Consider the following 26,921-nt stretch of genomic DNA (forward strand, 5'->3'; position numbering starts at 1 on the left):
TTTTTTAGAAATACCAAATTTTGGGCAAAAAAAAGTAGCATAGCGACGGTTCGGCACATGCTACTTATTAACTGTGAAAGCGTTGTATCGCTTATTTTTGGGTTAACTGTTCCTTCAGCACTGTTCCTAGTCGTCCAACAACAATCGCCAACACAATTGCTATCACCAGAAACATCCAAGTAGGCATCATCATGATGTTTTCCTCAATACGCTGTGGGTAAAGCTAATATAGCTGTAGAAATATTCGGCAGGCGTTTAAATTGTCTGACAATCTAAATATTTTACCAATTGTTTGTCATTTTGTTAGACAAAACAATTGGTAAATAGAATTAAGAATTTGTTTTTTAATGTTTTTTATTTTCAATTATTTTGAAGCGTGTCTAACAATCAGAGCATTTTTGCCAATACTTTGAGTGATTTCCACTGTTTGAATGGGAGCTGATCTCGCCAAATAATGATGGGTTTGGCACGTGCATGTAAGAAATACACAACGATATAGGCTTGGTGATCTAGAATATGACTGATTTGCACACGCTGCACTGGACGGTTAATTAACTGCAAATTCCAGTCGCTACCATCCAAGTATTCCAAAGATGTAATTTTTAAAGTCTTACGGAAAAAAAGCACATACACAACCAAGCCGAGCATAAAACAAATCGCCCAAAGTACGACAGGTAAAAGCTGGTATAGAAGTGTCATTAAAACTGCGAAAATAAAAAACTGAAACGCATGTGACAAAAAACTGCGTTTCAGTTTGAAGTGCCGATTATCCATGTACGTAATGTTTTAGCTTATGAATAAAAGTTTTTAATTCTGGACGTGGAGGTTCACTCACTTCCATAAACCAATCCAATAGATCTGGATCTTCTGCAGCAACCAATTCAGCAAACATTTCTTTTTCAGCTGGATCTGCTTGCAAATAGTAGCCTTTTACATAGGGATCAAAATAAACATCTATCTCTTTTAAGCCACGACGCGCACGGTAAATCACCTTGCGTTCTTCTAAGCTGATTTCATCAGTCATAGTATTCCCCAATCTTAGAACTTGCTTAGTTTACCTTATCCTCTTCAATTTGGTTGTACGTTTTCATTAAATTGACCAAATCCTTCAGCAAATTTAAGCCTTTTGAATATTCTGCACATTGCAGCGCAGTGGTCATTCTTATACTTTGAAACAAAGAAAGAAAAACACAGGAAAATAATCATGCAATCCGGAGCGATTCGCCCAATCAATAATATGCTGCCACGTCAATTATTTAACGCTGAGCATGAAGCTTTCCGTGAAACGGTACGTAAGTTTTACGAGAAAGAAGTGGTTCCCAATATAGAAAAATACGAGTCTCAACAGCATGTGGATCGTGATTTATGGAATAAGGCAGGTGCCATGGGCTTGCTCTGCCCCACAATGCCAGAAGCTTATGGTGGTTATGGAGTTGATCGCCTTTACAGCATGATCTTAATTGAAGAACAAGCGTATGCCATGGACTCATCCACTGGTTTTTCCTTGCATTCAGATATTGTAGCTAACTACATCAACAACTTCGGCAATGAAGAACAAAAATTACATTGGTTACCTAAAATGGTTTCAGGTGAAGTCGTGACTGCCATTGCCATGACCGAACCCGGTACAGGCTCTGACCTCCAAGCAGTCAGAACCACAGCCGTCAGTGATGGAGATGATTTCATTATTAATGGTTCAAAAATTTTCATCACCAATGGTTACTTATGTGACATGGCAATCGTCGTATGTAAAACGGGCAGCAGTGAAAAAGGGTCAGCAAATTTATCCCTAATTATGGTTGAAGCTGATCGTGCTGGGTTTAGTAAAGGCAAGCCATTAAATAAAATAGGAATGAAAGGACAAGATACCTGTGAGTTATTTTTCGATAACCTGCGTGTGCCCAAAACAAATTTACTCGGCATGGAAGGCATGGGCTTTATGATGTTGATGAAGGAACTGGCTTGGGAACGGATGTTAGTTGCGATTATCTGCCAAGCAGGTGCTGAAGCAGCCTTTGCGCATACTGTCCAATACACTAAAGAACGTAAAGCTTTTGGCAAAACTGTATCCAGCTTCCAAAATACACGCTTTAAATTGGCTGAACTGCGTACTGAAATTGACTTCTGTCGTGCTTATTTAGATCGCTGTATGGAATTGCAACTAACTGAAAGTTTAGGTATTGATGCCGCAGCAGCTGCAAAATATAAAATTTCCGAAATGTTCTCCAAAGTAGTTGATGAATGCCTACAGTTACACGGCGGCTACGGCTATATGTTGGAATATCCAATTGCACGAGCTTATATAGATAACCGTGCGAATCGCATATATGCAGGAACCAATGAAATTATGAAAGAATTAATATCACGCTCCTTATAATTTTTATTTTGTTGATCAAAGTCCATCCTATGATGGGCTTTTTTTATTTATGGCAACGCCTGTATAAATTCATCAATTAAAGCAATAACCAGATCAGGCTGCTCTTTATGTGGCAGATGATGCAAACCTTCTAAAATATGTAACTCAGCATTTGCCTCAATTCCCTCAAAAAGCTGCTGTGCTTGTGCAGTCGTACCATATTCATCCAACTTACCATGTATGATCAGGGCTGGGCACATCACCTGAGCCAACACCTGACTTAAATTCCAATTGGCAAAAGTTGGAGATAACCATGTTTCCGTCCATGCATCTAGCACCCATTGAGCTTTATTGGGATGATATTTTTCCAAACGCTCCAATTGCCCTGCTTGTTGAAACATTTTTTTAGCAGTTCGAATGCCAGACAATGTCAATTCTTCAACTTCATATTGCGCGGCAATAGTGATTAAGCCTACACACTGCTTTGGGTACTGTGCAGCAATTGCTGCAGCCATACCACCTCCGACACTATGACCTAAGACCAAAAACTGACTGAACTGAAAATAATCCAACAATGCTTTAAAAGTCGTGGTCGCCTCAGTAAATACAAAATCATTTGATAAATTTTGTTCACAAACATCAGATAGACCAAAGCCCAAGCGATCATAAGCAATGACTTGGCGGCCAGTTTGTACGGCCAATTGTTTTGGAAAATCACGCCAGAGAGCGACACTGCCTAAAGAGTCATGTAAAAGAATGATTGGACAAGCATTTGATCCACCCAATTTATGCCAAGATTGAGCAAAGATCCGATGTTTACCAATATTAAAAAGATGCGTTTGCGTGTTGGTATCCATATTGAGCACAAATACTTTATTTATTATTCATCTCATCATGTACAGACAAATCGATTAGCTCAAGCTTTAGAACCTTAAGGTCATAAAAAAGGAGCATTACAGCTCCTTTTTTCAATCCATGTGTCTCATTAAGAGACTAAACGCGGCTTAACATTTGATGAACTGCTTTTTTTTTCAAACTTTAATACACCATCATCAAAAGAAGCTTGTTTAAGCTCTTTACGATCAGCTAAATAATTATTGCTTACTTTCCAAGGTGCGTGTTTGCCTTGTTTAGGCATAACATCTGCAGCACGTGCAATGTAACCTGAGCTTAAGCTCCCCATAACAGTATCTTCCATCAGCTCTGTAGCATCACCCTGAGGAAGCACCTGATCATAGCCATTTTTGTCCATATGATTAATAAGCTTGCAGATATATTCAGATGCAATATCCACTTTAAGCGTCCATGATGCATTGATGTAACCAATAATCATTGCCATATTTGGAACATCACTCACCATCACACCACGGTAAAGCATATGTTGTGAAGTATTCAAGGGTTGACCATCAATTGTCGCTTTGATACCACCCAAAATCTGGATATTCAAACCCGTTGCAGACACAATAATATCCGCATCTAAGTGTTTACCAGACTTCAACTGAATACCAGTTTCAGTGAACTTTTCAATTTGATCCGTTTCAACAGAAGCACGGCCTTCGCGTAAGATTTTAAATAAATCGCCATCAGGAACCACACATAAACGCTGATCCCAAGGATTATAATCCGGGGTAAAGTGTTTCATATCCACTTTACCTTTCAACTGCATTTCAATCGACTTTAATAAGAACTTACGCAACAGCTTCGGTTGCTTTTGTGCAACTGCATACACAGCACGCTGCACACCTATATTGCGTGCACGTGTGAGTTTGTAAGCAACATCTTCTGGTAAAACTTTACGCATCTTATCGTAAATCATATCTACAGATGGAATGGATGCAATATAGGTTGGTGAGCGTTGTAACATTGTCACATGCCCTGCTCCACCTTTTGCCATCGCAGGTACAAGGGTAATTGCTGTAGCACCACTACCAATAATCACCACTTTTTTGCCTGCGTAATTAAAATTTTCTGGCCAGTGCTGTGGGTGAATGAAAGTCCCCTTAAAATCGGATTGGTTCGGAAATTCTGGCTGGAAACCTTGATCATAGTTGTAATAACCCGTACAACCGAAGACAAAATTTGCTACCCAAGTTTGTTGCTTTTGTTTGTCATCTTCAATCACTACGGACCATTTGTGGCTTTGTGAGTCGTAATTAGCACTTATCACGCGATGTTGAAAATGAATTTTTTGCTTTAACTTAAATTCATCAATAACTTCAGCTAAATAACCCTTAATTGATGAACCATCAGCGAGTACGCTGGCTTTTTGCCATGGCTTAAAATTAAAGCCAAAAGTAGACATATCTGAATCTGAACGAATGCCCGGATATTTAAATAAATCCCAAGTGCCGCCAAAGCTTTCGCGACGTTCAATAATTTCAAATGAGCGTTGAGGACTATGTTTAGAAAGATGGGCTGCTAGACCGATTCCAGAGATCCCAGCACCGACAATAAGAATATCAACTTGTTTTTCCATGTTGTTCTTTTAACCTGTTTTAGATTTATATTTATTAAAACACATTTTTGACAATGCACAATGTCAAGTTTATAAAAAACCGCTAAAAAATTTATCTTTTCAGGACAAATTAAAATATTGTCTAACAATCAATTTCACCAGACATAAAAAAAGGCCGGTTAAACAACCGACCTTTTCCGAACAACGTGCGCTGTTCTACACGAAATTAGTTAACTTCGCGATCTACTAGCTCAACGTAAGCCATCGGTGCAGCATCACCTGCACGGAAGCCCGCTTTAAGAACACGTAGATAACCGCCGTTACGTTCTTTGTAACGAGGGCCAAGAACGGTAAATAATTTACCTACAGTTGCTGCTGAACGAGTACGAGCAAACGCTAAACGACGGTTTGCTACAGAATCGACTTTAGCTAAAGTGATTAAAGGCTCAGCAACACGACGTAATTCTTTTGCTTTAGGAACAGTAGTTTTAATTAACTCGTGTTCGAACAAAGAATTAGCCATGTTTTGGAACATCGCTTTACGATGACTGCTTGTACGGCCTAATTTCACACCACTATTACGATGACGCATGGTGATAGTCCTACTTAATTAACGACTACGATAAGCAAAGCGATCGTCCATGCGGAGACTAGCTGGTGGCCAGTTCTCTAAACGCATGCCCAATTGCAAGCCTTTCGATGCCAGAACATCTTTGATTTCAGTAAGCGATTTTTTACCTAAGTTAGGAGTTTTTAACAACTCAACTTCAGTACGCTGTACTAAATCACCGATGTAGTAAATATTTTCTGCTTTCAAACAGTTAGCAGAACGAACAGTAAGCTCTAGATCATCTACTGGACGAAGCAAAATCGGATCAACTTCTTCACGAGGTTCTTGAGCAACTGGTGCTTGATCTTTCTGAAGGTCAACGAAAATCGCAATTTGTTGCTGCAAAATTGTTGCAGCTTTGCGGATCGCTTCTTCAGGATCTACAGTACCATTTGTTTCAAGATCAATGATCAATTTATCAAGGTCAGTACGTTGTTCTACACGAGCATTTTCTACTGTGTAAGAAACACGTTTAATTGGGCTATAAGACGCATCTAATTGTAAACGACCCACTGGGCGAGTTTCGCCTTCAGGGAAGCGTGAATCAGAAGTCTCATAACCACGACCTTGAGCAACTTTCAGGCGCATTTTTAATGAGCCTGAAGCACTTAATGTGCCGATCAAGTGTTCAGGGTTAACCACTTCAACATTGTGCGGTAAACGAAGATCAGCGGCTGTTACGTCGCCTGCACCTTGTTTTTCCAATGTCAGATAAGCTTCATTTTGATCGAACAGCTTAATAGACAATCCTTTTAGGTTCAGCAAGAGCTCGACGATGTCCTGCTGCAAGCCTTCCAAAGTACTGTACTCGTGCTCGACACCTTCAATCTCAACTTCAACCACGGCTGCGCCAGGTAAAGAAGACAAAAGGATACGACGTAAAGCATTACCAAGAGTATGACCAAAGCCACGCTCTAATGGTTCTAGAATAACTTTTGCCGAGGTCCCGCTTGCCGCTTCGACCTTGATCGCTTGCGGAGTTAGAAACTCATTTGCAGTACGCGTCATTATTGCTACCTCAAGGATTATTTAGAATACAATTCTACAATCAAGCTTTCGTTGATTTCAGCAGGTAAATCAGAACGATCTGGTGCAGCTTTAAACGTACCTTCAAGTTTAGAATGATCAATCTCAATCCAAGCAGGAATGCCACGTTGAGTCGCTAATTCAACCGCGTTTTTAATACGCAATTGTTGTTTAGCACCTTCGTGAACTGCAATCACGTCACCCGCTTTAACTTGGATAGAAGCGATGTTAACGCGACGACCATTTAAAGTGATTGAACGGTGAGATACAAGCTGACGAGCTTCTGCACGTGTAGAACCAAAACCCATGCGATAAACAACGTTATCTAGGCGGCTTTCAAGAAGTTTCAACAAGTTTTCACCTGTTGCGCCTTTAACACGAGCAGCTTCTTTATAGTAATTACTAAATTGACGTTCTAAAACACCGTACATACGACGTACTTTTTGTTTTTCACGTAATTGTAGTGAGTACTCAGATTGTTTGCTACCACGAGCCCCGCCATGTTGGCCAGGAGCTTTAGCATGTTTTTTTGTCTTAACATCAAACGGTTTAACGCCTGATTTAAGTTGCAGGTCTGTCCCTTCGCGGCGAGAGAGTTTGCATTTTGGACCAATATAACGAGCCATGAATGTTTCTCCTTACACGCGACGTTTTTTAGGTGGACGGCAACCGTTGTGCGGAATTGGCGTCACATCGGTAATGCTGTTAATTTTATAACCCACTGCACCTAAAGCACGAACCGCAGACTCACGACCAGGACCAGGACCTTTTACAAGGACGTCCAAGTTTTTCAAACCGTAATCTAAAGCAGCTTTACCAGCAACTTCAGCAGCTACCTGAGCAGCAAACGGAGTTGATTTACGTGATCCACGGAAGCCTTGTCCACCAGAGGTAGCCCAAGCCAGTGCATTACCTTGACGATCGGTAATAGTCACAATGGTGTTATTAAAAGAAGCGTGAATGTGTGCAACACCTTCAGAGACGGTACGAGTGACCTTCTTGCGTGTGCGAGTATCTTTAGCCATCTTTTAGCTTCCAGAAATCTTATTTCTTAATTGGTTTGCGCGGACCTTTACGGGTACGTGCGTTAGTTTTGGTGCGTTGACCGCGGACAGGCAAGCTGCGACGATGACGAAGACCGCGGTAGCAGCCTAGATCCATTAAACGTTTAATGTTCATGGAAATTTCGCGACGTAAATCACCTTCGGTCGGAACCTTAGTAATTTCTGCACGAATCGCATCAAGCTGAGCGTCATCTAGTTCACGAATCTTAGTAGTTGGTGCAATACCTACAGCAGCTAAAATAGCTTTTGCAGTGTGGCGACCAATACCAAAGATATACGTTAGAGAGATAACAGCATGCTTGTTATCCGGAATGTTTACACCGGCAATACGAGCCATTCAATTTTCTCCAAAAAGGCAGTTAAGATAATCAACCGCCCGACAAAATCTTGAGGGGCGGATAATAACCTAATTAGCCTACTGAAATCAACAGGTCTTGATCAGATTAACCTTGACGCTGCTTATGACGAGGTTCTGCGCTGCAAATTACGCGAATAACCCCATTACGACGGATAACTTTACAGCTACCACAAATTTTCTTTACAGAAGCTTGAACTTTCATAATGAAATCTCTAAGTGCGCTTATCCTTTCGGATGAGCAGTCGTTTTACGCATTAACGATTGATTGTCATATTGATGCGATGTGAGATGAGCTTGAAGCTGAGCCATAAAGTCCATCACAACAACCACTACGATCAGTAAAGACGTACCGCCTAAGCTAAATGGAATACCAAAAGAGCTTTGCAGGATCATCGGCATTAAACAGATGATCGTGATATAAATCGCGCCAATAAAAGTCAAACGATTGAGAATATGGTCTAAATAACGTGCTGTTTGCTCACCAGGACGAATCCCTGGAACATATGCACCACTGCGCTTTAAATTCTCAGATACTTCTTTCGGGCTAAATACAAGCGCCGTATAGAAATAACAGAAGAAGATGATCAAAGCACCGAATAAAACCAAATACATCGGTTGACCTGGCGACAATATGAGCGCCAAATCTTGAAGTCCACGTTTGATAATCCCAGCATCAGGATCTGCACTACCCACCCATTGACCTAAGCTCGCAGGGAACAAAAGTAATGAACTAGCAAAAATTGCAGGAATCACCCCCGCCATATTAATTTTTAATGGCAAATGGCTTTGCTGAGCAGTAAATACACGACGACCTTGTTGTTTTTGGGCGTAGTTTACTGGAATACGACGCTGCGCCTTCTCAATAAATACAATTGCTGCAAGAACACCGACAGATAACAGCGCAAAAATTGCTAAACCAATCAAGCTTGATTGACCATTATCTACAGAAGTTAAAGATTGCAGAACTAAGTTCGGCAAGCCAGCAACAATACCAGCGAAGATGATCATGGAAATACCATTCCCCACCCCACGCTCGGTGATTTGTTCACCCAACCACATTAAGAACATTGTACCAGCAACCAAAGAAGTTACTGCTGGAACGTAAAAAGCAAGTCCACTAGTCAGCGTAATATTCTGGCTAATCAAACCTGCACACATCCCAATCGCTTGCACAAGTGCAAGAAACAATGTGCCTTGTCGCGTATATTGATTAATCTTACGTTTACCTTGCTCGCCTTCTTTCTTTAAAGCTTCCAGCGAAGGAACAACCGTAGACATTAACTGCACGATAATCGAAGCAGAAATGTACGGCATGATCCCGAGCGCAAGAATTGACATACGCTCTAATGCACCACCCGAGAACATGTTAAACAAACCCAGGATCGTGCCTGAGTTTGCATTAAACAAGTTTTCAAGTGCGGCATTGTTAATGCCCGGTACTGGAATATGAGCTCCCAGTCGAAAAACCAACAACGCCCCGATGAGGAACATCATACGGCGAATAATTTCACGGTATTTCACATGAAATGGTTGACCTTTCATCATGTTAACATGACCTGTCGAACTAGGAGTCATAGACACTGGGGATTACTCCTCGACTTTACCGCCAGCAGCTTCAACAGCAGCTTTAGCGCCTTTAGTCAATGCAACACCTTGGATAGTGAATGCACGAGTAATTTCACCAGAAAGTACGATACGAGCACGAATCATGTCTTTACGAACAACATTCGCCGCTTTTAAAGTTTCAAGTGAAACGATATCACCTTCAACTTTAGTAAGCTCAGATAAGCGTACTTCAGCAGTTTTCAAAGCGAGTTGGCTAGTGAAGCCGAATTTTGGTAAACGACGATATAACGCTGTTTGACCGCCTTCAAAGCCCGGACGAGTACCACCGCTCTTACGTGAGTTTTGACCTTTGACACCACGGCCACCAGTCTTACCAACGCCAGAACCGATACCACGGCCTAGACGAAGGTTATCACGTTTAGCACCTTCTGCAGGTGCAATTGTATTTAAACGCAGAGTCATGGCTTATTCCTCTACACTAACCATATAGTAAACTTGGTTGATCATACCACGGTTAGAAGGCGTATCTTGCACTTCAACAGTATGACCAATACGACGCAGACCTAAACCCTTAAGGCTAAGCTTGTGATTTTTCAAGCGATGCGCAGAAGATTTAGTCTGGGTAACTTTAATCGTTTTCATGATTGATTACCCTTGAATTTGTGCTACTGAAAGACCACGTTTCGCAGCAACCTTCTCAGGAGAAGTCATATCACGCAAACCATTGAAAGTTGCGTTAACTACGTTAGCAGCGTTAGTAGAACCATAACACTTAGTTAATACGTTACGTACACCTACAGCTTCTAAAACTGCACGCATAGCGCCACCAGCAATTACACCAGTACCTTCAGAAGCAGGTTGCATGTAAACGCGGCTTGCACCGTGACGAGCATTAATAGGGTGTTGTACAGTACCGTCAACAAGGTCAACAGTGATCATGTTACGACGAGCAGCTTCAAGTGCTTTAGAAATAGCAGCTGGAACTTCACGTGCTTTACCACGACCAAAACCTACGCGACCATTACCATCACCTACCACAGTTAATGCTGTGAAAGAGAAGATACGACCACCCTTAACAACTTTGGCTACACGATCAACGGCAACCAGCTTTTCAACAAGACCTTCGTTTTGTTCAACTTTAGCCATGATTAGAACTCCAAGCCGTTTTCACGAGCAGCATCAGCCAAGGCTTTGATACGACCATGATATTTGAAACCAGAACGGTCAAATGCAACTTTAGTTACACCAGCCGCTTTAGCACGTTCTGCGATTAAAGCACCAACTTTCTGAGCCGATTCAACGTTACCAGTAGTACCAGCACGTAGAGTAGCGTCTAAAGTAGAAGCTTGCGCTAATACTTTGCCACCATCTGCAGAGATAACTTGAGCATAGATGTGACGCGGAGTGCGGTTTACACACAAACGAGTCGCACCCAACGCACGGATGTGCAAGCGTGTGCTTTTCGCACGACGCAAACGGGATTGTTTCTTTTCGTTCATAAGAACCTCGCGCCTTATTTCTTCTTAGCTTCTTTACGAAGTACAACTTCGTCAGAATAACGAACACCTTTACCTTTATAAGGCTCAGGAGGACGGTAACCACGAATTTCCGCAGCAACTTGACCTAAAGCCGCTTTATCAGCAGATTTAAGAACGATTTCAGTTGCAGTAGGAGTTTCAGCAGTTACACCTTCAGGAAGGTTGTAGTCGATTGGGTGTGAGAAACCAAGGTTAAGGTTAATTACATTACCTTTAACCGCAGCTTTATAACCAACACCAATCAGTTGTAACTTACGTTCGAAACCTTCGCTAACACCTTTTACAAGGTTGTTAAGAACAGCGCGAGCAGTACCAGCTTGCATCCAAGCGTCTTTCGACTCAGCTTTAGGAGCAACAACTAATGTACCGTCTTCCTGTTTTAGCTCGACCAGCGCATGCAGGTTGAAAGACAATGTACCTTTAGTGCCTTTCACTTCGACCTGCCGGCCGTTCTGAGTAACTGTTACACCGTTAGGTACAGTTACTGGGGCTTTAGCCACACGAGACATGAGGAATCACCTATTAAGAAACAAAAGCAATAACTTCACCACCGATGCCTGCAGCACGTGCAGCGCGATCAGTCATGATGCCTTTGCTTGTAGAAACAATTGCAACACCTAAACCTTGCTTAACGCTAGGAAGTGCATCTTTACCGCGATATTGACGTAGACCTGGGCGGCTTACGCGTTTCACAGTTTCGATAACTGGTTTGCCTTCGAAATATTTTAAAGTAATCGTTAAAGTCGCTTTGCCTTCGTTGTCAGCAACAGCTACATCAGCGATATAACCTTCTTGTTGAAGTACGTTAGCAATCGCAACTTTCAACTTTGAGTTTGGCATAGAAACAGTTTGTTTCTTAGCCATTTGTGCGTTACGAACACGTGTTAGCATGTCGGCAACGGTATCTTGCATACTCATTTATAGTGCTCCTTACCAGCTTGCCTTAACAACGCCCGGTACATCACCTTGCATTACTGTTTCACGTAATTTGTTACGGCTTAAACCGAACTTACGGAAGTAACCATGAGGACGACCAGTTAAACCACAACGGTTACGTAGACGTACTGGAGACGCATTACGTGGTAATGCTTGAAATTTCATCATCGCTTCGAAACGTTCTTCGTCTGATGCATTTACGTTTGCGATAATTGCTTTTAATTCAGCACGTTTCGCAGCGTATTTAGCAACAGTAGCTTCGCGTTTCAATTCGCGATTAATCATACCTTTCTTAGCCATATCGACCTCTTATTTGAACGGGAAGCCGAATGCACGCATAAGCGCACGGCCTTCGTCATCGGTGCGAGCAGTCGTAGTGATGGTAATGTCCATACCACGAATACGATCAATCTTATCAAAATCGATTTCAGGGAACATGATTTGTTCCTTAAGACCCATTGAGTAGTTACCACGACCGTCAAATGATTTCGCAGAGAAACCACGGAAGTCACGGATACGAGGGATCGCGATAGAGATCAAACGGTCTAAGAATTCGTACATACGTTCGCCGCGTAAAGTAACTTTACAGCCAATCGGCCAACCATCACGGATTTTGAAACCAGCGATAGATTTACGAGCTAAAGTAAGTACTGGTTTTTGACCAGCAATTGCTTGCATATCAGAAAGAGCGCCATCTAACAATTTCTTGTCAGCTGATGCAGCACCAACACCCATGTTGATGGTGATTTTTGTAATGCGTGGAATATCCATCACATTCTTAACGCCCAATGTTTCTTTTAATTGAGCCTTAAGTTCGTCGTTGTAACGCGTTTTAAGTCTGGCCATTGCCTAGTCAACCTATTACTTCGCTACCGCCACTGATTCACCATTTGATTTGAATACGCGAGTTTTCACGCCTTCAATCGTTTGGTAACCAACACGGTCAGCCTTTTGGGTTGTAGCATTAAAAATTGCCACGTTAGAGATATGAAGCTCAGCTTCTTGAGTTACGATGCCGCCTTCGGCGCCAGTAGCTCGGTTAGGCTTTTGATGCTTCGTTACCAAGTTAAGGCCTTCAACCTTAACACGGTCATTAGAAACAGACAAAACAGTACCTTGTTTGCCTTTTTCTTTACCTGCGATCACAATTACTTGATCGCCTTTTTTAATCTTAGCCATGAGTGCCTCTTATAGAACTTCAGGAGCCAATGAAATAATTTTCATGAACTGTTCAGTACGAAGTTCACGAGTCACTGGTCCGAAAATACGAGTTGCAATCGGCGCTTTGTTGGTGTTCAAAATAACAGCTGCGTTATCATCGAAACGAATAACTGAACCATCTGGACGACGGATGCCGAATTTTGTACGTACAACAACAGCATTCATCACGTCACCTTTTTTAACACGGCCACGTGGAATTGCTTCTTTTACAGTAACTTTAATAATGTCGCCAACAGAAGCATAACGACGATGTGAACCACCAAGTACTTTAATACATTGTACGCGGCGAGCACCACTGTTGTCTGCTACGTCGAGCATACTTTCGGTTTGAATCATTGCCCTACTCCAAAACCGAGCATCACCGGTCGCAATTTCGAAAGGCTCAAAGAGTACTCGAAATTGACCGATGATGCAACAAGAACGTTAATTACTCAGCAGCTGCTTCAACTACTTCAACTAGAGTCCAAGACTTAGTTTTAGAAATTGGGCGGCTTTCTTTGATTGTTACAACATCGCCTAATTTAGCAGTGTTGCTCTCATCATGAGCGTGTAATTTAGTTGAACGGCGGATTGATTTGCCATACAACGGGTGTTGAACGCGGCGTTCAATAAGTACAACGATAGACTTGTCCATCTTGTCACTTACAACTTTACCGGTTAACGTGCGAACTGTTTGTTCACTCATTGTCCGTTCCCCTGTTTTGCGGTTAGGAGTGTCTTAATACGAGCAATAGTTTTACGAGTAAGCGCAACTTCGTGCGATTTACCCAATTGACCAGTTGCTTTCGCCATACGAAGACGGAATTGGTTAAGCTGTTGCTCATCAAGCAAAGCTGTCAACTCTTCAACCGACTTTTCACGTAGATCTTTAGTTTTCATTACATTACCGTCCGAGTCACGATAGCGGTTTTAAACGGAAGTTTAGCAGCAGCAAGCGTGAACGCTTCGCGAGCCAATTCTTCGTTAACACCATCAATTTCGTACAAGACTTTACCTGGTTTGATTTGGCAAACCCAGTATTCCACAGAACCTTTACCTTTACCCATACGAACTTCTAATGGTTTTTCAGTAATTGGTTTGTCTGGGAAAACACGGATAAAGATTTTACCACCACGTTTAATACGACGGCTAATTGTACGACGCGCTGCCTCAATTTGACGTGCAGTCATTTGACCACGTTCAATTGATTTAAGTGCAATAGTACCAAAAGATACAGAGCTACCGCGGTGAGCTAGACCAGTATTACGGCCTTTCTGCACTTTACGGAATTTAGTACGTTTAGGTTGCAACATGGATTATTCTCCTTTTTCAGCAGAACGATCATTGCGACGACCACGACGCTCTTGACCTTCACCACGACCGCGACCGCGTTTAGCTGGACGTTCTTCAGCAGGAGCCGGGTTCATGACTTGTTTCATGCCACCCAAGATCTCGCCACGGAATACCCAAACTTTAACGCCGATCGTACCGTATGTAGTTTCAGCACGAACAGAAGAGTAGTCGATGTCAGCACGAAGTGTATGTAGAGGTACACGACCTTCACGATACCACTCAGTACGCGCAATTTCAGCACCGCCTAAACGGCCAGAAACTTCAACTTTAATACCTTTAGCACCAGCACGCATAGAGTTTTGTACCGCACGCTTCATAGCACGACGGAACATAACACGTTTTTCTAATTGAGAAGCAATTGCTTCAGCAACTAAACGAGCGTCTAAGTCTGGGCGATCGATTTCGTTGATGCTTACTTGCGCAGGAACACCCATAATAGATGTTAATTCGCGCTGTAATTTCTCAATGTCTTCGCCTTTTTTACCGATTACGATACCTGGACGAGCAGTGCTAATTGTAATTTTAGCAGCGCCTGTAGGACGTTCGATAAGAATATTGCTTACCATTGCATTCTTAAGTTTTTTTGTTAAAAACTCACGAACTTGCAAATCTTTAAGCAAGTATTCAGCATATTGTTTCGGATTCGCGTACCAGTTAGCGTTATGACGTTTCACAACACCTAGGCGGATACCGATTGGATGAACCTTCTGACCCATATCAAACCCCTACCTTAACGGTAATGTGACAAGTACGCTTAGTAATACGATCCGCACGGCCTTTAGCACGTGGCAAAATACGTTTAAGGCTAGTGCCTTCATCAACGTAGATCGTAGAAACTTTAAGGTCGTCTACATCTAAACTGTTATTATGTTCAGCGTTTGCAATCGCAGATTCCAATGCTTTTTTCACTAAAACTGCAGCTTTTTTGTTGCTGAAGTTCAAGATATTTAAAGCGTGAGCAACTGATTTGCCACGGATTAAATCTGCAACCAAACGAGTTTTTTGTGCCGAGATAGCGGCACCGCGTAATTTAGCAGTAACTTCCATCATCGCACCTTAACGTTTAGATTTCTTGTCAACACCGTGACCACGATAGGTACGAGTTGGCGCGAATTCACCGAGTTTATGACCAACCATGTGTTCAGATACGATCACTGGAACATGGTTACGACCATTGTGTACAGAAATTGTTAGACCAACAAAATCCGGGAGGATCATCGAACGACGCGACCAAGTTTTGATCGGCTTACGGTTATTAGCCGCGATAGCCGCTTCAACCTTAGCGAACAAGTGCGCATCGACGAATGGGCCTTTTTTCAGAGAACGAGGCATTGTCAGATTCCTTTACTTGTTACTTAACGCGACGGTCGCGAATGATCATCTTAGTCGTACGCTTGTTGGTACGTGTTTTGTACCCTTTAGCTTTTTGACCCCATGGACTTACAGGTTGAATACCTTTGTTACGTCCTTCACCACCACCGTGTGGATGGTCTACTGGGTTCATCGCCATACCACGAACGGTAGGACGAACGCCACGCCAGCGAGATGCACCAGCTTTACCCAATGAACGAAGGTTGCTTTCTTGGTTAGAAACCTCACCAAGAACTGCACGGCATTCAACGTGAACTTTACGCATTTCGCCTGAACGTAGACGAATGATTGCGTAAGAACCGTCACGACCCAACAATTGAGCAGAAGTACCAGCAGAACGTACTAATTGTGCGCCTTTACCGATTTTAAGCTCGATGTTGTGAAGAGTAGAACCGATTGGCATGTTGCGAAGTGGCAAGCAGTTACCTGGACGGATTGGAGCATCGTTACCAGATTGTACTTGATCACCAGCGCGAAGGCCTTTAGGTGCAATAATATAGCGACGTTCACCGTCAGCATATTTCAATAAAGCAATATGAGCTGTACGGTTAGGATCGTATTCAATACGCTCAACTACAGCTGGGATGCTGTCTTTGTTACGTTTGAAGTCAACGATACGGTAGTGCTGTTTATGACCACCACCAACGTGACGAGTCGTAATGTGACCATTGTTGTTACGGCCGCCAGTACGTTTTTTAGCTTCAACCAACGGAGAGTACGGTGCGCCTTTGTGAAGGTGATCGTGAACCACTTTCTCTACAAAGCGACGTCCTGGAGACGTTGGCTTACATTTTTGAATCGGCATAATTTTCGTCCTTATTCCGCTGCGTTTTCAGCGGTATCGCCCAAGTCAGCCATTTCAACATCTTGGCCAGCTTTCAGGGTGACGTATGCTTTTTTAACATCAGAACGACGTCCTAATGTTTTACCAAAGCGTTTAGTCTTACCTTTAGTGATAGTCGTGTTAACTTTAACAACTTCCACACCAAATAGTTGCTCAACAGCTTTTTTGATTTCAAGTTTGTTAGCGCTTAAAGCAACTTTGAAAACTTGAACACCAGCAGTTTCGCCTAAAACTTGTGCTTTTTCTGAGAATACAGGTCCTTGTAGGACTTGATAGATACGTTCGTTGTTCATCCGAGTTCTACCTCAATTTTCTTAGCAGCAGCAACAGACATAACAACTTTATCGAACGCGATCAAGCTAACAGGATCGATTGCAGTAGCATCAACCACATCAACGTGTGGAATGTTGCGAGCAGCAAGATACAAGTTCTCATCAACAGCATCTGTAACGATCAATGCACGAGTAGCATTCAAGTCGTTAAGTTTTGCAAGCAATTCTTTAGTTTTTGGAGCAGCAACAGCAAACTCTTCAACCAAAACTAGACGATCTTGACGAACAAGTTCAGCTAGGATGCATTGCATAGCACCGCGATACATTTTACGGTTTACTTTTTGAGACCAATCTTGTGGACGAGCAGCAAAAGTTTTACCACCGCCAACCCAGATAGGGCTACGAATAGAACCAGCACGCGCGCGACCAGTACCTTTTTGACGGAATGGTTTTTTACCACCACCAGATACGTCAGCACGAGATTTCTGAGCTTTCGAACCTTGACGACCACCAGCTAAGTAAGCTGTAACAACTTGGTGTACAAGAGCTTCGTTAAAGTCACGACCGAAAGCAACTTCAGATAATTCAACAGCAGAGCCGGAAACAGTATTTAAATTCACAATATTTCCCCTCAGGCCTTGATCGTAGGGCGAACGATAACGTCGCCACCAGTAGCACCAGGAACCGCACCTTTAACAACAAGAACTGAACGCTCTGTGTCGATAGATACAATTTCAAGACCCTGTGTAGTTACGCGTTCAGCACCTAAATGGCCAGCCATTTTTTTGCCTTTGAATACGCGACCAGGAGTCTGGTTTTGACCAGTAGAACCTAAAACACGGTGAGAAAGTGAGTTACCGTGAGTTGCGTCTTGCGTACGGAAGTTCCAACGCTTAACACCACCTTGGAAACCTTTACCTTTAGAAGTACCAGTTACGTCAACGATTTGACCAACTGTGAACAACTCAACAGTAAGAGTGCCACCAATTTCACGACCTTCAAGATCAGCTTCTGTAGCGCGGAATTCTTGAACTAGACGACCAGCAGCAACACCCGCTTTAGCGAAGTGACCTTTCTGAGCGTTAGTTACGCGAGATTCGCGACGTTCACCAGTAGTGATTTGAATCGCTTGATAACCATCAGTTTCAAGCGTTTTGATTTGTGTGATGCGGTTAGGATCAACCTCAATCACTGTTACAGGTACAGAAACACCAGCATCTGTAAAGATACGTGTCATACCGCACTTGCGACCGACTAAACCAATAGCCATGTGCATAAACCTCTAAAAAAGCGGCCTAATTAACTTAGAGCGTTAATTAACCGAAAGCCTTAACCCAAAGCGATCTGAACATCAACACCAGCTGCAAGATCTAACTTCATCAATGCATCAACAGTTTTATCTGTAGGTTGAACGATGTCGATCAAACGTTTGTAAGTGCGGATCTCGTATTGGTCACGCGCATCTTTGTTAACGTGTGGTGATGTTAAAACGTTAAAACGTTCGATACGTGTAGGCATCGGAATTGGACCACAAACTTGTGCGCCAGTACGTTTTGCTGTTTCTACGATTTCTTGAGCTGATTGATCAATTAAACGGTGATCAAAAGACTTAAGACGGATACGAATTCTCTGGTTAGACATACCAGTTAACTCCAAGCCAAATATATAAAGAATCACCCTTGACGCATCTCACCCCACTTTAAAGAGGCAAGTGTCAAGAGCAGTGAAATATCACTAAGGTCACGATCGATGCCGCGACTGTCACGATGTTAACTACTTTATTCGTAGCTAACCCCCTTTCATTAAAGGGTCGCTCATTATAGCTATTGTTTATTGCATAAGCAAATCTCTTTTGCTGTTTTTCTTATATTTTTCATTTTTTATGCAAGATCAATCGCTTAACTTTTAATCAGCAAGCAGTTTTTCTTAACACATACTCTATTGCTTGGTTTAGTATTTGATTTCCTTGAATAAATTTACTTTTCGCACTTTTACGCAATTCATTTACTGGTTGCACATGATTGCCTGTAAAAATTGCAACTTCTTCATCATTTTCTAAAAATAAATCGAGCACTTCAGGGGTTATTTCAGGGTGAAACTGAAAACCCAACACATTACTTCCTATTTGATACATCTGATTACGACAAACATCATTTTCTGCAAGCAACACTGCTCCGCGTGGAATTTCAAACGTTTCGCTGTGCCACTGCATGACTTTAAAGTTTTCAGGTAATTCAAAACATTCTAGAGGTACATTTGTCACTTTACGCACAGTCGTCCAACCCAATTCTTGTTGCGGATTACGACTGACCGCCCCACCCAACGCATTGGCAATAAGCTGACCACCAAGGCACAAACCAATGGCAGGTTTACCGAGTGCCAAATAGCGTCTTAACCATCGTTTTTCAATTTTTAACCATGGAAAGTTTGCCTCATCATTGACACTCATGGTTCCTCCCATAATGATCAATAAATCCACATCCTCAACATAAGGGAGTGCTTCAAGATCTAAGGCCTGATCTATAGGTAAGGCAAAAAATTCAGTTGCGCTAATTTGCGCATTTTGCTGTTTTAAAAAATCATGACAACTTCCGAACCCTTCACCAGCAATGTGCTGAAAATAATGTACTTTTAAATGCGACTTCATGCGCTCAAACCTATTGTTGTTGCTCTGATTCAGGTTTTGCAAAAATGAAGCCAACTTTTGTTATAAAGTATCTCTTTATACAAATTCATCTTAAATCTGCGTATTTAAGACACATTCCAATACGATACACTGCTATGCAGCACTATTTTCGAGTTGAGCCGTGAAAAAAAATCCACAAACAGAATTAATTCATGCACCAAGAAAAGCCCCTCAATACGTTTCAACGGTTCAACCTCCCCTGTATCGCGCATCGACCATTATTTTTGAAAATACCAATGCCCTATTTAATCGCCATTGGACCGATGACTATGACTATAGCTATGGTACGCATGGCACACCAACCACATTTACTTTAGGTGATAACATTGCGCAAATTGAAGGTGGTCTACACCACTTACTTGCACCAAGTGGTCTGTCTGCAATTAACCTTGTCAATGCATGCTTTTTAAATCACGGTGATGAAGTTTGGGTGGCAGACAATATCTATGGCCCAAACATGGAACATTTGCGCAATCTAGAAAAACGCTACGGTGTCATGGTTACAGTTTACAACCCTATAGATGTTGATAGCTTCGCTCCAAGCAATAAGACAAAACTCATTTGGTTAGAAGCCGCAGGTTCGGTCACGCTTGAATTTCCAAATCTAGTTGGCTTGGTTAAAAAAGCGCAAGCGCACAATGTGTTGACTGCTTTAGATAATACTTGGGGTGCAGGTATTGCCTTTAATGCATTTGATTTTAGTACAGAGCACTTAAGTGTTGATATTACTGTGCATGCACTAACTAAATACCCAAGTGGTGGTGGCGATATTCTTATGGGCTCTGTTGTCACGCGAGATAAAAAGCTACATCATCAATTATTCCGTGCCCATGCCATTCAAGGGATTAGTATTTCTGGCGACGATGCCGCTCAAGTACAACGCAGCCTTTCATCGATGCGTCTCCGCTATGAGCATCAATCACGTAGTGCACTACAGCTACTTGATTGGCTGAAACAACAAAAGCAATTTGTACAAGTCTTACATCCTGCTGACGAACAATCCTCGGGTCACAACTATTGGAAAGAAATCTGCACAGAGCAACATAGTGCAGGTTTAGTCAGTGTGGTGTTTGATCCTAAATACACACTTGAAGATATTCGTACTTTCTGTGATGCATTAACACTCTTTAAACTTGGCTTTAGTTGGGGTGGCCCAGTCAGTTTAGTCATGTTATATAACTTAAAAGAGATGCGTGTGCTTGAACATTCACATATCAAAACAGGATTATTGGTCCGCTTCTGTATAGGACTAGAACATCCTGCAGATTTAATCCAAGATATAGAAAACGCACTACAACACTTAAATAAACAGCAATTCGAATAATTACAGGACAATCTATGGGTACACCAATTGTTATTGCGAAGAAAACGCAAGACACCACACAAGATGTGGTCTTACATTCACAATTTGCCAATCGTCACGGCTTAATTGCCGGTGCAACAGGGACAGGTAAAACTGTCACCCTCAAAGTGTTGGCAGAAAATTTTTCTAGAATTGGCGTACCTGTATTTTTAGCTGATGCCAAAGGCGATGTTTCCAGCCTAGCAAAAGCAGGTGAAAGTAACCCTAAATTTGATGCACGCATTCAAAGCTTGCATATTAATTCAATTCCATTTGCAGCTTCGCCAGTGGTGTTTTGGGATTTATTCGGAGAACAAGGTCATCCCATTCGTACCACAATATCTGAAATTGGCCCACTGCTATTGGCGCGTATTTTAAATTTAAATGACACACAAGAAGGTGTGCTGTCAGCCGTCTTCCGCATTGCGGATGATCAAGGCATGTTATTACTGGATTTTAAAGACCTCAAAGCCATGATCAGCTATGTATCTGAACATGCAGCTGAGTTTAAAAATGATTACGGTAATCTTTCACCTGCAAGTTTAGGGGCAATTCAACGTAATTTGCTTGCCCTAGCAGATCAAGGCGGTGACAAGTTCTTTGGTGAACCCGCGCTCGACATCATGGACTTTATCCAAACGGATGCTCAGGGCCGCGGCAATATTAATTTATTAGCTGCTGACAAATTAATGAACACACCAAAACTCTATGCGACTTTCTTACTTTGGATGCTGTCAGAGTTGTTTGAACAATTACCTGAAGTCGGTGATATGGACAAACCTAAACTGGTGTTCTTCTTTGATGAAGCACATTTATTGTTTGATAACGCCAGCCCAGCATTGCAAGAAAAAATTGAGCAAGTGGTGCGTCTAATACGCTCTAAAGGCGTGGGTATTTATTTTGTCACGCAAAACCCGCTCGATTTGCCAGAAAGTGTTCTTGGTCAACTAGGTAACCGTGTACAACATGCCTTACGTGCTTTCACCCCTAAAGATCAAAAAGCTGTCAAAACTGCCGCAGATACTTTCCGTGCCAATCCTGAGTTTAAAGTCGATCAGGTGATTACGGAACTGGCTGTCGGTGAAGCGCTGATTAGCTGTCTAGATGAGCAAGGTACTCCACAAATTGTAGAACGTGCTTGGGTGATGCCACCCTACTCCTCATTTAGTCCAATCAGTGTCGATGAGCGTAAAACACTGATGGCAAGCAGCATTGTCTCGGGTGTATACGACACAGAAGCAGACCGTGAAAGTGCCTTTGAAAAATTACAGAACAAAGTACAACAACGCCAACAACAAGCAGCACAAGCCGAAGTCGATAAAGCGCAAGCAAAAGAACAAGAAGCTCTAGCCAAACAACAAGCCAAAGAAGCTGAGGCACTCGCTAAACAGCAAGCACGAGAACAAGAACGTATTGCGCGCGAGCAACAAAAAGAAGCTGAGCGCTCTGCAAAGCAACGTGAAAAATTGATTCAGGACACCGTAGGCACATTTGCCAAAAGTGCAGCTCGCAGCCTCGGTGGCTCAACGGGTCAGAAAATTGTTCGTGGACTACTTGGCTCCCTGTTTGGCAGAAAATAAGACTTCGATAATTAACTCATTCGATTAAAGCAAACAGAATTATGGGATATTTTAATATCCCATAATTTTTTTATGGTTTTATTTAAAACATGTATTGTAAATACATTTTATAAGATGTATTTTAAATACATCTTATAAATGATAGCCAAGAGAGATCAAACATGACTCCGCAGCAAATTGACCTTGTAAAAGCAACTGTTCCTGTCCTTCGTGAAAATGGTGTCGCACTTACAGGTTATTTTTATAACCGCATGTTAGGCAACAATCCTAATTTAAAAGAAACCTTTAATATGGGGCATCAACGCAGTGGTGCTCAAGCCCAAGCTTTGGCGGGTGCTGTGTTGGCCTATGCAGAAAACATTGAAGATCCTTCTGTATTGCTTCCTGTGGTTGAGCTGATTGCCCACAAACATGTCAGCTTGAATATTCAAGCACCTGACTACAACATTGTTGGTGAAAACCTCCTCCATTCGATTAGTGAAGTTTTAAGTATTTCAATGGAAGATCCATTGATTGATGCTTGGGCTACAGCGTATGGTCAATTGGCTGATTTATTCATTAGCACTGAAAAAGCGATTTATGAGCAACATCAACAAACCAAAGGGAGCTGGTTAGGCTGGCGCAACTTTAAAATTGCGAAAAAAGTGGTTGAAAGCGATGAAATCACTTCTTTCTATCTTGCCCCTGTGGACGGTGGTGATTTACCAAAATATGAAGCAGGTCAGTACATTTCAGTACGTGTATTTGTTGAGGAACTTGGTCTAAAACAACCTCGCCAATATACCATTTCAACTAGCCCTCAAGCTGACTATTTACGTATCTCGGTCAAACGCGAAGATGAAAAAGGTGATTTGGCAGGAGGCTGGGTGTCAAATACCCTGCATGGTTTAGCCGAAGGTGCTGAAATTGAAGTATCTGCACCAACAGGTAACTTCTACCTGATTGACCCAAACAAACGCAATGTATTCATTAGTGGTGGTGTAGGCCTCACGCCAATGGTGGCGATGCTAAATCAGTTGGTGACTTTAGATATGCCAGAACCTGTGACTTTTGTACACGCCTGCCGCAGCAAACAAGTGCATGCCATGAAACAGCACATTCATGACTTAAAGGCCAAATACCCACGCTTAAGTACCTTTACTGCGTACGAGTTCCCACATCAAAGCGATGTTTTGGGTCAAGATTATGATGCGAAGGGTCGCCTTGATTTGAGTACCATTGATAGCGCGATTCTACCAGTACAAGCAGACTACTACTTATGCGGCCCAATGCCATTTATGGCTGAACAACAAAAAGCCCTAATTGCCCGTGGTGTTCCTGCCGAAAATATTCACAGTGAAGCTTTTGGCACAGGTGGTGTTCATCACTAACCCATGTCATCGGCATAAAATAGAGAGGGTTAGTCAGGTTATGCTAGACTAGCCCTTTGTTTTTTTGCTTATCAACGATCAGTACCCTCATGCAGCTCAATAAATTTACCGATTACGCTTTGCGGATTCTGCTGTATATTGCCCGCCCACGCGAGCAACCGTACAACATTGCAGAAATAGCAGAAGATTTACAGGTCTCGCGTAATCACTTAGTGAAAATCGTTCATTTTATGGCGAAACACGAGTGGCTGATTACCACACGCGGGAAAGGTGGCGGCCTGCGACTCAACCCGCAAGTCCTAGACATGCGACTCGGACAAATTGTACGTATATTGCAGGGTGATCAACAAATTGTTGAGTGTAACGAACCCCCATGCGTATTACGTAATCAGTGTGGCTTAAAAGGTATTCTTGATCAGGCTTTGGAGCAATTTTATCAACGCTTAGATCAGCACACACTTGCCGATGTGATCCAACCCACAGGTCAATCTAAATTTACCACTCATTCCCCTATCCAAATGATTAATCTGTAATTCTAGATTATCCACGACAAAATTCGCTTGCCTGCCCGACTTCCTTTATAATACGTGCTTGTAAATTAGTTATTGAAGTTGGGTTATGCATCAGCACAGAGGAAAATCACGAAACAGTAAAACGGCCAATGCGCCAAAGCAAAAGATTACTTATGAAAAGAAAGTAGATTCTGCTGTTACTGAATATGCTGTTCGCTCACTCAACTGGTTACGCAAAGCCGAATTCCTCATGAGTGCGCCAAAACTAAATCTTTGTGTGGAAGATACAGGTTATGAAATTGCCTTTGCTGGCCGCTCAAACGCAGGCAAATCAAGTGCAATTAATGCACTAACTAATCAAAAACAGTTGGCTCGTGCATCTAAAAAACCAGGTCGCACGCAAATGATTAACTTCTTCAGCTTAGGTAATCCTGACCAGCGTTTGGTCGATTTACCCGGTTATGGCTATGCTGCTGTACCTGAAGCAATGAAAATCGTTTGGCAAAAAGAACTCGAAAACTATTTAATTCACCGTCAAAGCTTGCAAGGTCTTGTGCTTTTGATGGATATTCGCCATCCGCTGCAACACTTTGACGTGATGATGTTGGAATGGGCTTATTCACGTAAATTATTCGTGCATGTGCTATTAACCAAGTCCGACAAACTGAATCGTGGCCCTGCATCGAAAGCACTACAAGAAGTTAAAGCTGAATTGAAAAAAATGAAGCTGAGCTTCTCTATTCAGTTGTTCTCATCGTTAAATAAAGAAGGCCTACAAGAATTAGCCAGTGTCATGGCTGGTCGTCTTAACTTTACACTTGAGCAGTCTACTGAATTTGATCTCGACAGCATTCCTGAAGCTTCTGAAGATGATATTGAAGACGGCTTAGATGACAGTGTAGATCATGATGATTTAGCAGACATTAATGAGGTAGAAGTTGATGCTGCCACGCAAGATCATTCAACAGAACAACAGCCCAAAGCTGACTAAATAAACCATCAAACTCACTGATTGGATTGATTGTCTGACAAAATCCATCATATGATGATAATGAAATGTCCTGTATTGCTAATCACAATGCAGGATTTTTTTTGGATACTGAACTTATTGGATGTGTACGACATCACATAAAAATAAGGACAGCCCATGAAATTACTCTCCCGCCTTAGAAATTCAAAAATAGGCTCATCAATTGAATATAAAATTAAGCCACGTAAAGTGAAGTTTGAATGGCAGGACACGCAAGTCGATTGGGTTCCCAATCAACCTTTCGTTAGCTACTTCATTAATGAAATTAATATGATCTTACCTGCGGGCGAGTTTTGGTTCTGCCGTCTTTACAACAAAGTTCTTCCACAAATTACCGATCAAAAGTTAAAAGATGACGTTCAAGCCTTCATTCGCCAAGAAGCCATGCATGCTCAAGCGCATAACTCGGCAAATAAAGAATATTTATCCCAGCGCAATATCAGCATTCAACGCAACTTAGATGTGATGGATTTTCTCTTTGGAAAATTACTGGCCGATCAGCCTTTAGGTTTCAATGTGCCAAAAGCGCTTGATCATCAATGGGATCTTTTCCGCCTCGGCATTGTGGCAACCGTTGAACATATGACTTGTGTCTTGGGTAAATACGCCCTTTACAATAAAGAATGGGAACGTTTGGGCGCAGATGCCAACATGCTCGATTTAGTGAAATGGCATGGTGCCGAAGAAATTGAACATCGTACAGTTGCATTCGATTTATATCGTCATCTCGGCGGTGGTTATATTTCACGTTATTATCAAAGTGTGATTGTGATTGCAGCAGTACTTGGTCTATGGGTCGATGGCGCAGCACATATCATGAAACAAGACCCACGCTATGCGTCTATTCAACCTGCTGCATATAAACCTTGGATTTGGCGTGAATGGGCGCGTATTGCACAAAAAGACAATCGCCTACTCCCACATCCATTTTGGTTGGTTTCACAACAATTGGGCTATTTAATGCCTTGGTATGATCCGGTACATGAGGCTAAAACTGAAGATGCAATTGCCTATCTAGATCAATCGCCTGCGGCAAAACGCGCAACGCTTAAAGTGGCCTAGACTTAAACTAAAAATTTCCACCGATCAAAGCAGGAGTTCACTCCTGCTTTTTTTTAAGTGAGTTAATACGACCAAACTTGATACATTTTTTTGTTTGTCTATCTACGAAAAGGTTTAAGCTTATACTCTACAGCACGACTCATAACAATAAAAAGGAACGTTGAATGCAGCCACATATCACCATGATTACCTTGGCCGTTCAGGATCTTCAAGCATCTTTTGAGTTTTATCACCAAGGCTTGGGTTTAAATAGCGCAGGGATTTTGACATACTCCCACCACTTTCGACTAGCTCAAGTGGAGGATTCTAAAAGCAAAAGCTCTTAGGCGACTTCCTCACGGATTTCACTTGCTTTCTGCTTCACAAGGCGACCTTTACCGCATCCACCCT

41 protein-coding genes are annotated in these 26,921 nt (G+C 42.2%); 8 read left to right on the top strand and 33 right to left on the bottom strand.

Annotated elements, in window-relative coordinates:
- Window positions 1–387: 387 nt before the first annotated feature.
- Together FTV09_RS03330 and FTV09_RS03335 are read right to left on the bottom strand one after the other, a co-directional pair.
- A complete protein-coding gene (locus tag FTV09_RS03330) occupies window positions 388–774 on the bottom strand; it encodes a hypothetical protein (protein ID WP_067762892.1) in 387 nt (128 codons plus the stop codon).
- Entirely contained in the window at window positions 767–1,024 is a 258-nt protein-coding gene (locus tag FTV09_RS03335) for a succinate dehydrogenase assembly factor 2 (RefSeq protein ID WP_067762893.1), read from the bottom strand. Before FTV09_RS03335 ends, FTV09_RS03330 begins: the two co-directional genes overlap by 8 nt.
- Before the next feature lie 180 nt (window positions 1,025–1,204).
- Between FTV09_RS03335 and FTV09_RS03340 the strand changes: the two genes are divergently transcribed.
- A complete protein-coding gene (locus FTV09_RS03340) occupies window positions 1,205–2,377 on the top strand; it encodes an acyl-CoA dehydrogenase family protein (protein ID WP_180056746.1) in 1,173 nt (390 codons plus the stop codon).
- Window positions 2,378–2,424: 47 nt separating this feature from the next.
- Here FTV09_RS03340 and FTV09_RS03345 read toward each other — a convergent pair whose 3' ends face one another.
- The 31 genes from FTV09_RS03345 to FTV09_RS03495 all read right to left on the bottom strand — a co-directional run bounded on the left by FTV09_RS03345 (window position 2,425) and on the right by FTV09_RS03495 (window position 19,596).
- Window positions 2,425–3,213 (bottom strand): alpha/beta fold hydrolase, encoded by a 789-nt coding sequence (locus FTV09_RS03345; protein ID WP_180056748.1) that lies wholly within the window; start codon window positions 3,211–3,213, stop codon window positions 2,425–2,427.
- 128 nt (window positions 3,214–3,341) lie between these two features.
- Entirely contained in the window at window positions 3,342–4,832 is a 1,491-nt protein-coding gene (locus FTV09_RS03350) for an NAD(P)/FAD-dependent oxidoreductase (protein WP_180056750.1), read from the bottom strand.
- A gap of 205 nt (window positions 4,833–5,037) precedes the next feature.
- Complete coding sequence (gene rplQ, locus FTV09_RS03355) at window positions 5,038–5,403, bottom strand: 50S ribosomal protein L17 (RefSeq protein ID WP_005012953.1); 366 nt, start codon at window positions 5,401–5,403, stop codon at window positions 5,038–5,040.
- Window positions 5,404–5,421: 18 nt separating this feature from the next.
- Window positions 5,422–6,429, bottom strand: a complete 1,008-nt coding sequence (locus FTV09_RS03360) for a DNA-directed RNA polymerase subunit alpha (protein ID WP_004281489.1) — start codon at window positions 6,427–6,429, stop codon at window positions 5,422–5,424.
- A gap of 17 nt (window positions 6,430–6,446) precedes the next feature.
- Window positions 6,447–7,073, bottom strand: a complete 627-nt coding sequence (gene rpsD / locus FTV09_RS03365; RefSeq protein WP_067762897.1) for a 30S ribosomal protein S4 — start codon at window positions 7,071–7,073, stop codon at window positions 6,447–6,449.
- A 12-nt stretch (window positions 7,074–7,085) separates the two neighbouring features.
- The gene (gene rpsK, locus FTV09_RS03370) at window positions 7,086–7,472 is read right to left on the bottom strand and encodes a 30S ribosomal protein S11 (RefSeq protein ID WP_001040166.1); all 387 of its coding nucleotides are present in this window, start codon (window positions 7,470–7,472) and stop codon (window positions 7,086–7,088) included.
- A gap of 19 nt (window positions 7,473–7,491) precedes the next feature.
- Window positions 7,492–7,848, bottom strand: a complete 357-nt coding sequence (rpsM, locus tag FTV09_RS03375) for a 30S ribosomal protein S13 (RefSeq protein ID WP_067762898.1) — start codon at window positions 7,846–7,848, stop codon at window positions 7,492–7,494.
- A 106-nt stretch (window positions 7,849–7,954) separates the two neighbouring features.
- Entirely contained in the window at window positions 7,955–8,071 is a 117-nt protein-coding gene (gene rpmJ / locus FTV09_RS03380; protein ID WP_000867907.1) for a 50S ribosomal protein L36, read from the bottom strand.
- Between the two features lie 20 nt (window positions 8,072–8,091).
- On the bottom strand, window positions 8,092–9,411 hold the full coding sequence (gene secY, locus FTV09_RS03385) for a preprotein translocase subunit SecY (protein ID WP_171256677.1): 1,320 nt from the start codon (window positions 9,409–9,411) through the stop codon (window positions 8,092–8,094).
- 45 nt (window positions 9,412–9,456) lie between these two features.
- Window positions 9,457–9,897 (bottom strand): 50S ribosomal protein L15, encoded by a 441-nt coding sequence (gene rplO / locus FTV09_RS03390; protein ID WP_067762900.1) that lies wholly within the window; start codon window positions 9,895–9,897, stop codon window positions 9,457–9,459.
- Between the two features lie 3 nt (window positions 9,898–9,900).
- Window positions 9,901–10,077 (bottom strand): 50S ribosomal protein L30, encoded by a 177-nt coding sequence (gene rpmD, locus FTV09_RS03395; protein ID WP_067762901.1) that lies wholly within the window; start codon window positions 10,075–10,077, stop codon window positions 9,901–9,903.
- A gap of 6 nt (window positions 10,078–10,083) precedes the next feature.
- Window positions 10,084–10,581, bottom strand: coding sequence for a 30S ribosomal protein S5 (gene rpsE, locus FTV09_RS03400; RefSeq protein ID WP_067762902.1), 498 nt, complete (start codon window positions 10,579–10,581; stop codon window positions 10,084–10,086).
- A 2-nt stretch (window positions 10,582–10,583) separates the two neighbouring features.
- On the bottom strand, window positions 10,584–10,934 hold the full coding sequence (rplR, locus tag FTV09_RS03405) for a 50S ribosomal protein L18 (protein WP_067762903.1): 351 nt from the start codon (window positions 10,932–10,934) through the stop codon (window positions 10,584–10,586).
- Window positions 10,935–10,948: 14 nt separating this feature from the next.
- Complete coding sequence (gene rplF / locus FTV09_RS03410) at window positions 10,949–11,482, bottom strand: 50S ribosomal protein L6 (RefSeq protein WP_180056752.1); 534 nt, start codon at window positions 11,480–11,482, stop codon at window positions 10,949–10,951.
- A gap of 13 nt (window positions 11,483–11,495) precedes the next feature.
- A complete protein-coding gene (rpsH, locus tag FTV09_RS03415) occupies window positions 11,496–11,891 on the bottom strand; it encodes a 30S ribosomal protein S8 (protein ID WP_067762905.1) in 396 nt (131 codons plus the stop codon).
- A gap of 12 nt (window positions 11,892–11,903) precedes the next feature.
- Window positions 11,904–12,209 carry a 30S ribosomal protein S14 gene (rpsN, locus tag FTV09_RS03420; protein WP_067762906.1) on the bottom strand — a complete coding sequence of 102 codons (306 nt, stop codon included), beginning with the start codon at window positions 12,207–12,209 and terminating at the stop codon, window positions 11,904–11,906.
- A 9-nt stretch (window positions 12,210–12,218) separates the two neighbouring features.
- Window positions 12,219–12,755 (bottom strand): 50S ribosomal protein L5, encoded by a 537-nt coding sequence (gene rplE, locus FTV09_RS03425; protein ID WP_067762907.1) that lies wholly within the window; start codon window positions 12,753–12,755, stop codon window positions 12,219–12,221.
- Between the two features lie 15 nt (window positions 12,756–12,770).
- Window positions 12,771–13,088: a 50S ribosomal protein L24 gene (rplX, locus tag FTV09_RS03430; protein WP_067762908.1), complete on the bottom strand. Its 318-nt coding sequence runs from the start codon at window positions 13,086–13,088 to the stop codon at window positions 12,771–12,773.
- A 9-nt stretch (window positions 13,089–13,097) separates the two neighbouring features.
- Window positions 13,098–13,466 carry a 50S ribosomal protein L14 gene (rplN, locus tag FTV09_RS03435; protein WP_067762909.1) on the bottom strand — a complete coding sequence of 123 codons (369 nt, stop codon included), beginning with the start codon at window positions 13,464–13,466 and terminating at the stop codon, window positions 13,098–13,100.
- Window positions 13,467–13,557: 91 nt separating this feature from the next.
- Window positions 13,558–13,815 (bottom strand): 30S ribosomal protein S17, encoded by a 258-nt coding sequence (gene rpsQ / locus FTV09_RS03440; protein ID WP_067762910.1) that lies wholly within the window; start codon window positions 13,813–13,815, stop codon window positions 13,558–13,560.
- Window positions 13,812–14,009 carry a 50S ribosomal protein L29 gene (gene rpmC / locus FTV09_RS03445; RefSeq protein ID WP_067762911.1) on the bottom strand — a complete coding sequence of 66 codons (198 nt, stop codon included), beginning with the start codon at window positions 14,007–14,009 and terminating at the stop codon, window positions 13,812–13,814. The genes rpsQ and rpmC overlap by 4 nt, the downstream gene beginning before the upstream one ends.
- Window positions 14,009–14,422, bottom strand: a complete 414-nt coding sequence (gene rplP / locus FTV09_RS03450; RefSeq protein ID WP_067762912.1) for a 50S ribosomal protein L16 — start codon at window positions 14,420–14,422, stop codon at window positions 14,009–14,011. Before rplP ends, rpmC begins: the two co-directional genes overlap by 1 nt.
- Window positions 14,423–14,425: 3 nt before the next feature.
- Window positions 14,426–15,178: a 30S ribosomal protein S3 gene (gene rpsC, locus FTV09_RS03455; RefSeq protein ID WP_067762913.1), complete on the bottom strand. Its 753-nt coding sequence runs from the start codon at window positions 15,176–15,178 to the stop codon at window positions 14,426–14,428.
- Between the two features lies 1 nt (window position 15,179).
- Complete coding sequence (rplV, locus tag FTV09_RS03460; protein WP_067762914.1) at window positions 15,180–15,509, bottom strand: 50S ribosomal protein L22; 330 nt, start codon at window positions 15,507–15,509, stop codon at window positions 15,180–15,182.
- Window positions 15,510–15,518: 9 nt separating this feature from the next.
- The gene (gene rpsS / locus FTV09_RS03465; RefSeq protein WP_004281508.1) at window positions 15,519–15,794 is read right to left on the bottom strand and encodes a 30S ribosomal protein S19; all 276 of its coding nucleotides are present in this window, start codon (window positions 15,792–15,794) and stop codon (window positions 15,519–15,521) included.
- A 19-nt stretch (window positions 15,795–15,813) separates the two neighbouring features.
- Window positions 15,814–16,638, bottom strand: a complete 825-nt coding sequence (gene rplB, locus FTV09_RS03470) for a 50S ribosomal protein L2 (RefSeq protein WP_067762915.1) — start codon at window positions 16,636–16,638, stop codon at window positions 15,814–15,816.
- An 11-nt stretch (window positions 16,639–16,649) separates the two neighbouring features.
- Window positions 16,650–16,970 carry a 50S ribosomal protein L23 gene (gene rplW / locus FTV09_RS03475; protein WP_067762916.1) on the bottom strand — a complete coding sequence of 107 codons (321 nt, stop codon included), beginning with the start codon at window positions 16,968–16,970 and terminating at the stop codon, window positions 16,650–16,652.
- Complete coding sequence (gene rplD / locus FTV09_RS03480) at window positions 16,967–17,569, bottom strand: 50S ribosomal protein L4 (protein ID WP_067762917.1); 603 nt, start codon at window positions 17,567–17,569, stop codon at window positions 16,967–16,969. The genes rplW and rplD overlap by 4 nt, the downstream gene beginning before the upstream one ends.
- Window positions 17,570–17,580: 11 nt before the next feature.
- Window positions 17,581–18,219, bottom strand: a complete 639-nt coding sequence (rplC, locus tag FTV09_RS03485) for a 50S ribosomal protein L3 (RefSeq protein WP_067762918.1) — start codon at window positions 18,217–18,219, stop codon at window positions 17,581–17,583.
- A 59-nt stretch (window positions 18,220–18,278) separates the two neighbouring features.
- On the bottom strand, window positions 18,279–18,590 hold the full coding sequence (gene rpsJ / locus FTV09_RS03490) for a 30S ribosomal protein S10 (protein ID WP_000070912.1): 312 nt from the start codon (window positions 18,588–18,590) through the stop codon (window positions 18,279–18,281).
- Between the two features lie 268 nt (window positions 18,591–18,858).
- Window positions 18,859–19,596, bottom strand: coding sequence for a type 1 glutamine amidotransferase (locus tag FTV09_RS03495; RefSeq protein WP_180056754.1), 738 nt, complete (start codon window positions 19,594–19,596; stop codon window positions 18,859–18,861).
- 160 nt (window positions 19,597–19,756) lie between these two features.
- On the opposite strand from FTV09_RS03495, the gene FTV09_RS03500 reads away from it, so the two are divergent.
- The 7 genes from FTV09_RS03500 to FTV09_RS18020 all read left to right on the top strand — a co-directional run bounded on the left by FTV09_RS03500 (window position 19,757) and on the right by FTV09_RS18020 (window position 26,857).
- The gene (locus FTV09_RS03500; protein WP_180056756.1) at window positions 19,757–20,959 is read left to right on the top strand and encodes a PLP-dependent transferase; all 1,203 of its coding nucleotides are present in this window, start codon (window positions 19,757–19,759) and stop codon (window positions 20,957–20,959) included.
- Between the two features lie 14 nt (window positions 20,960–20,973).
- Window positions 20,974–22,557 (top strand): helicase HerA-like domain-containing protein, encoded by a 1,584-nt coding sequence (locus FTV09_RS03505; RefSeq protein WP_180056758.1) that lies wholly within the window; start codon window positions 20,974–20,976, stop codon window positions 22,555–22,557.
- 161 nt (window positions 22,558–22,718) lie between these two features.
- Window positions 22,719–23,927 carry an NO-inducible flavohemoprotein gene (gene hmpA / locus FTV09_RS03510; protein ID WP_180056760.1) on the top strand — a complete coding sequence of 403 codons (1,209 nt, stop codon included), beginning with the start codon at window positions 22,719–22,721 and terminating at the stop codon, window positions 23,925–23,927.
- An 89-nt stretch (window positions 23,928–24,016) separates the two neighbouring features.
- On the top strand, window positions 24,017–24,460 hold the full coding sequence (locus tag FTV09_RS03515; RefSeq protein ID WP_067762923.1) for an Rrf2 family transcriptional regulator: 444 nt from the start codon (window positions 24,017–24,019) through the stop codon (window positions 24,458–24,460).
- An 85-nt stretch (window positions 24,461–24,545) separates the two neighbouring features.
- Window positions 24,546–25,430, top strand: coding sequence for a ribosome biogenesis GTP-binding protein YihA/YsxC (yihA, locus tag FTV09_RS03520; protein WP_067762924.1), 885 nt, complete (start codon window positions 24,546–24,548; stop codon window positions 25,428–25,430).
- Between the two features lie 156 nt (window positions 25,431–25,586).
- Window positions 25,587–26,531: a metal-dependent hydrolase gene (locus FTV09_RS03525; protein WP_180056762.1), complete on the top strand. Its 945-nt coding sequence runs from the start codon at window positions 25,587–25,589 to the stop codon at window positions 26,529–26,531.
- A gap of 164 nt (window positions 26,532–26,695) precedes the next feature.
- On the top strand, window positions 26,696–26,857 hold the full coding sequence (locus FTV09_RS18020) for a VOC family protein (RefSeq protein WP_257222782.1): 162 nt from the start codon (window positions 26,696–26,698) through the stop codon (window positions 26,855–26,857).
- Window positions 26,858–26,921: the final 64 nt, after the last annotated feature.

The organism is Acinetobacter sp. YH12227 (genome assembly GCF_013417785.1).
Classification (GTDB): domain Bacteria; phylum Pseudomonadota; class Gammaproteobacteria; order Pseudomonadales; family Moraxellaceae; genus Acinetobacter; species Acinetobacter gandensis.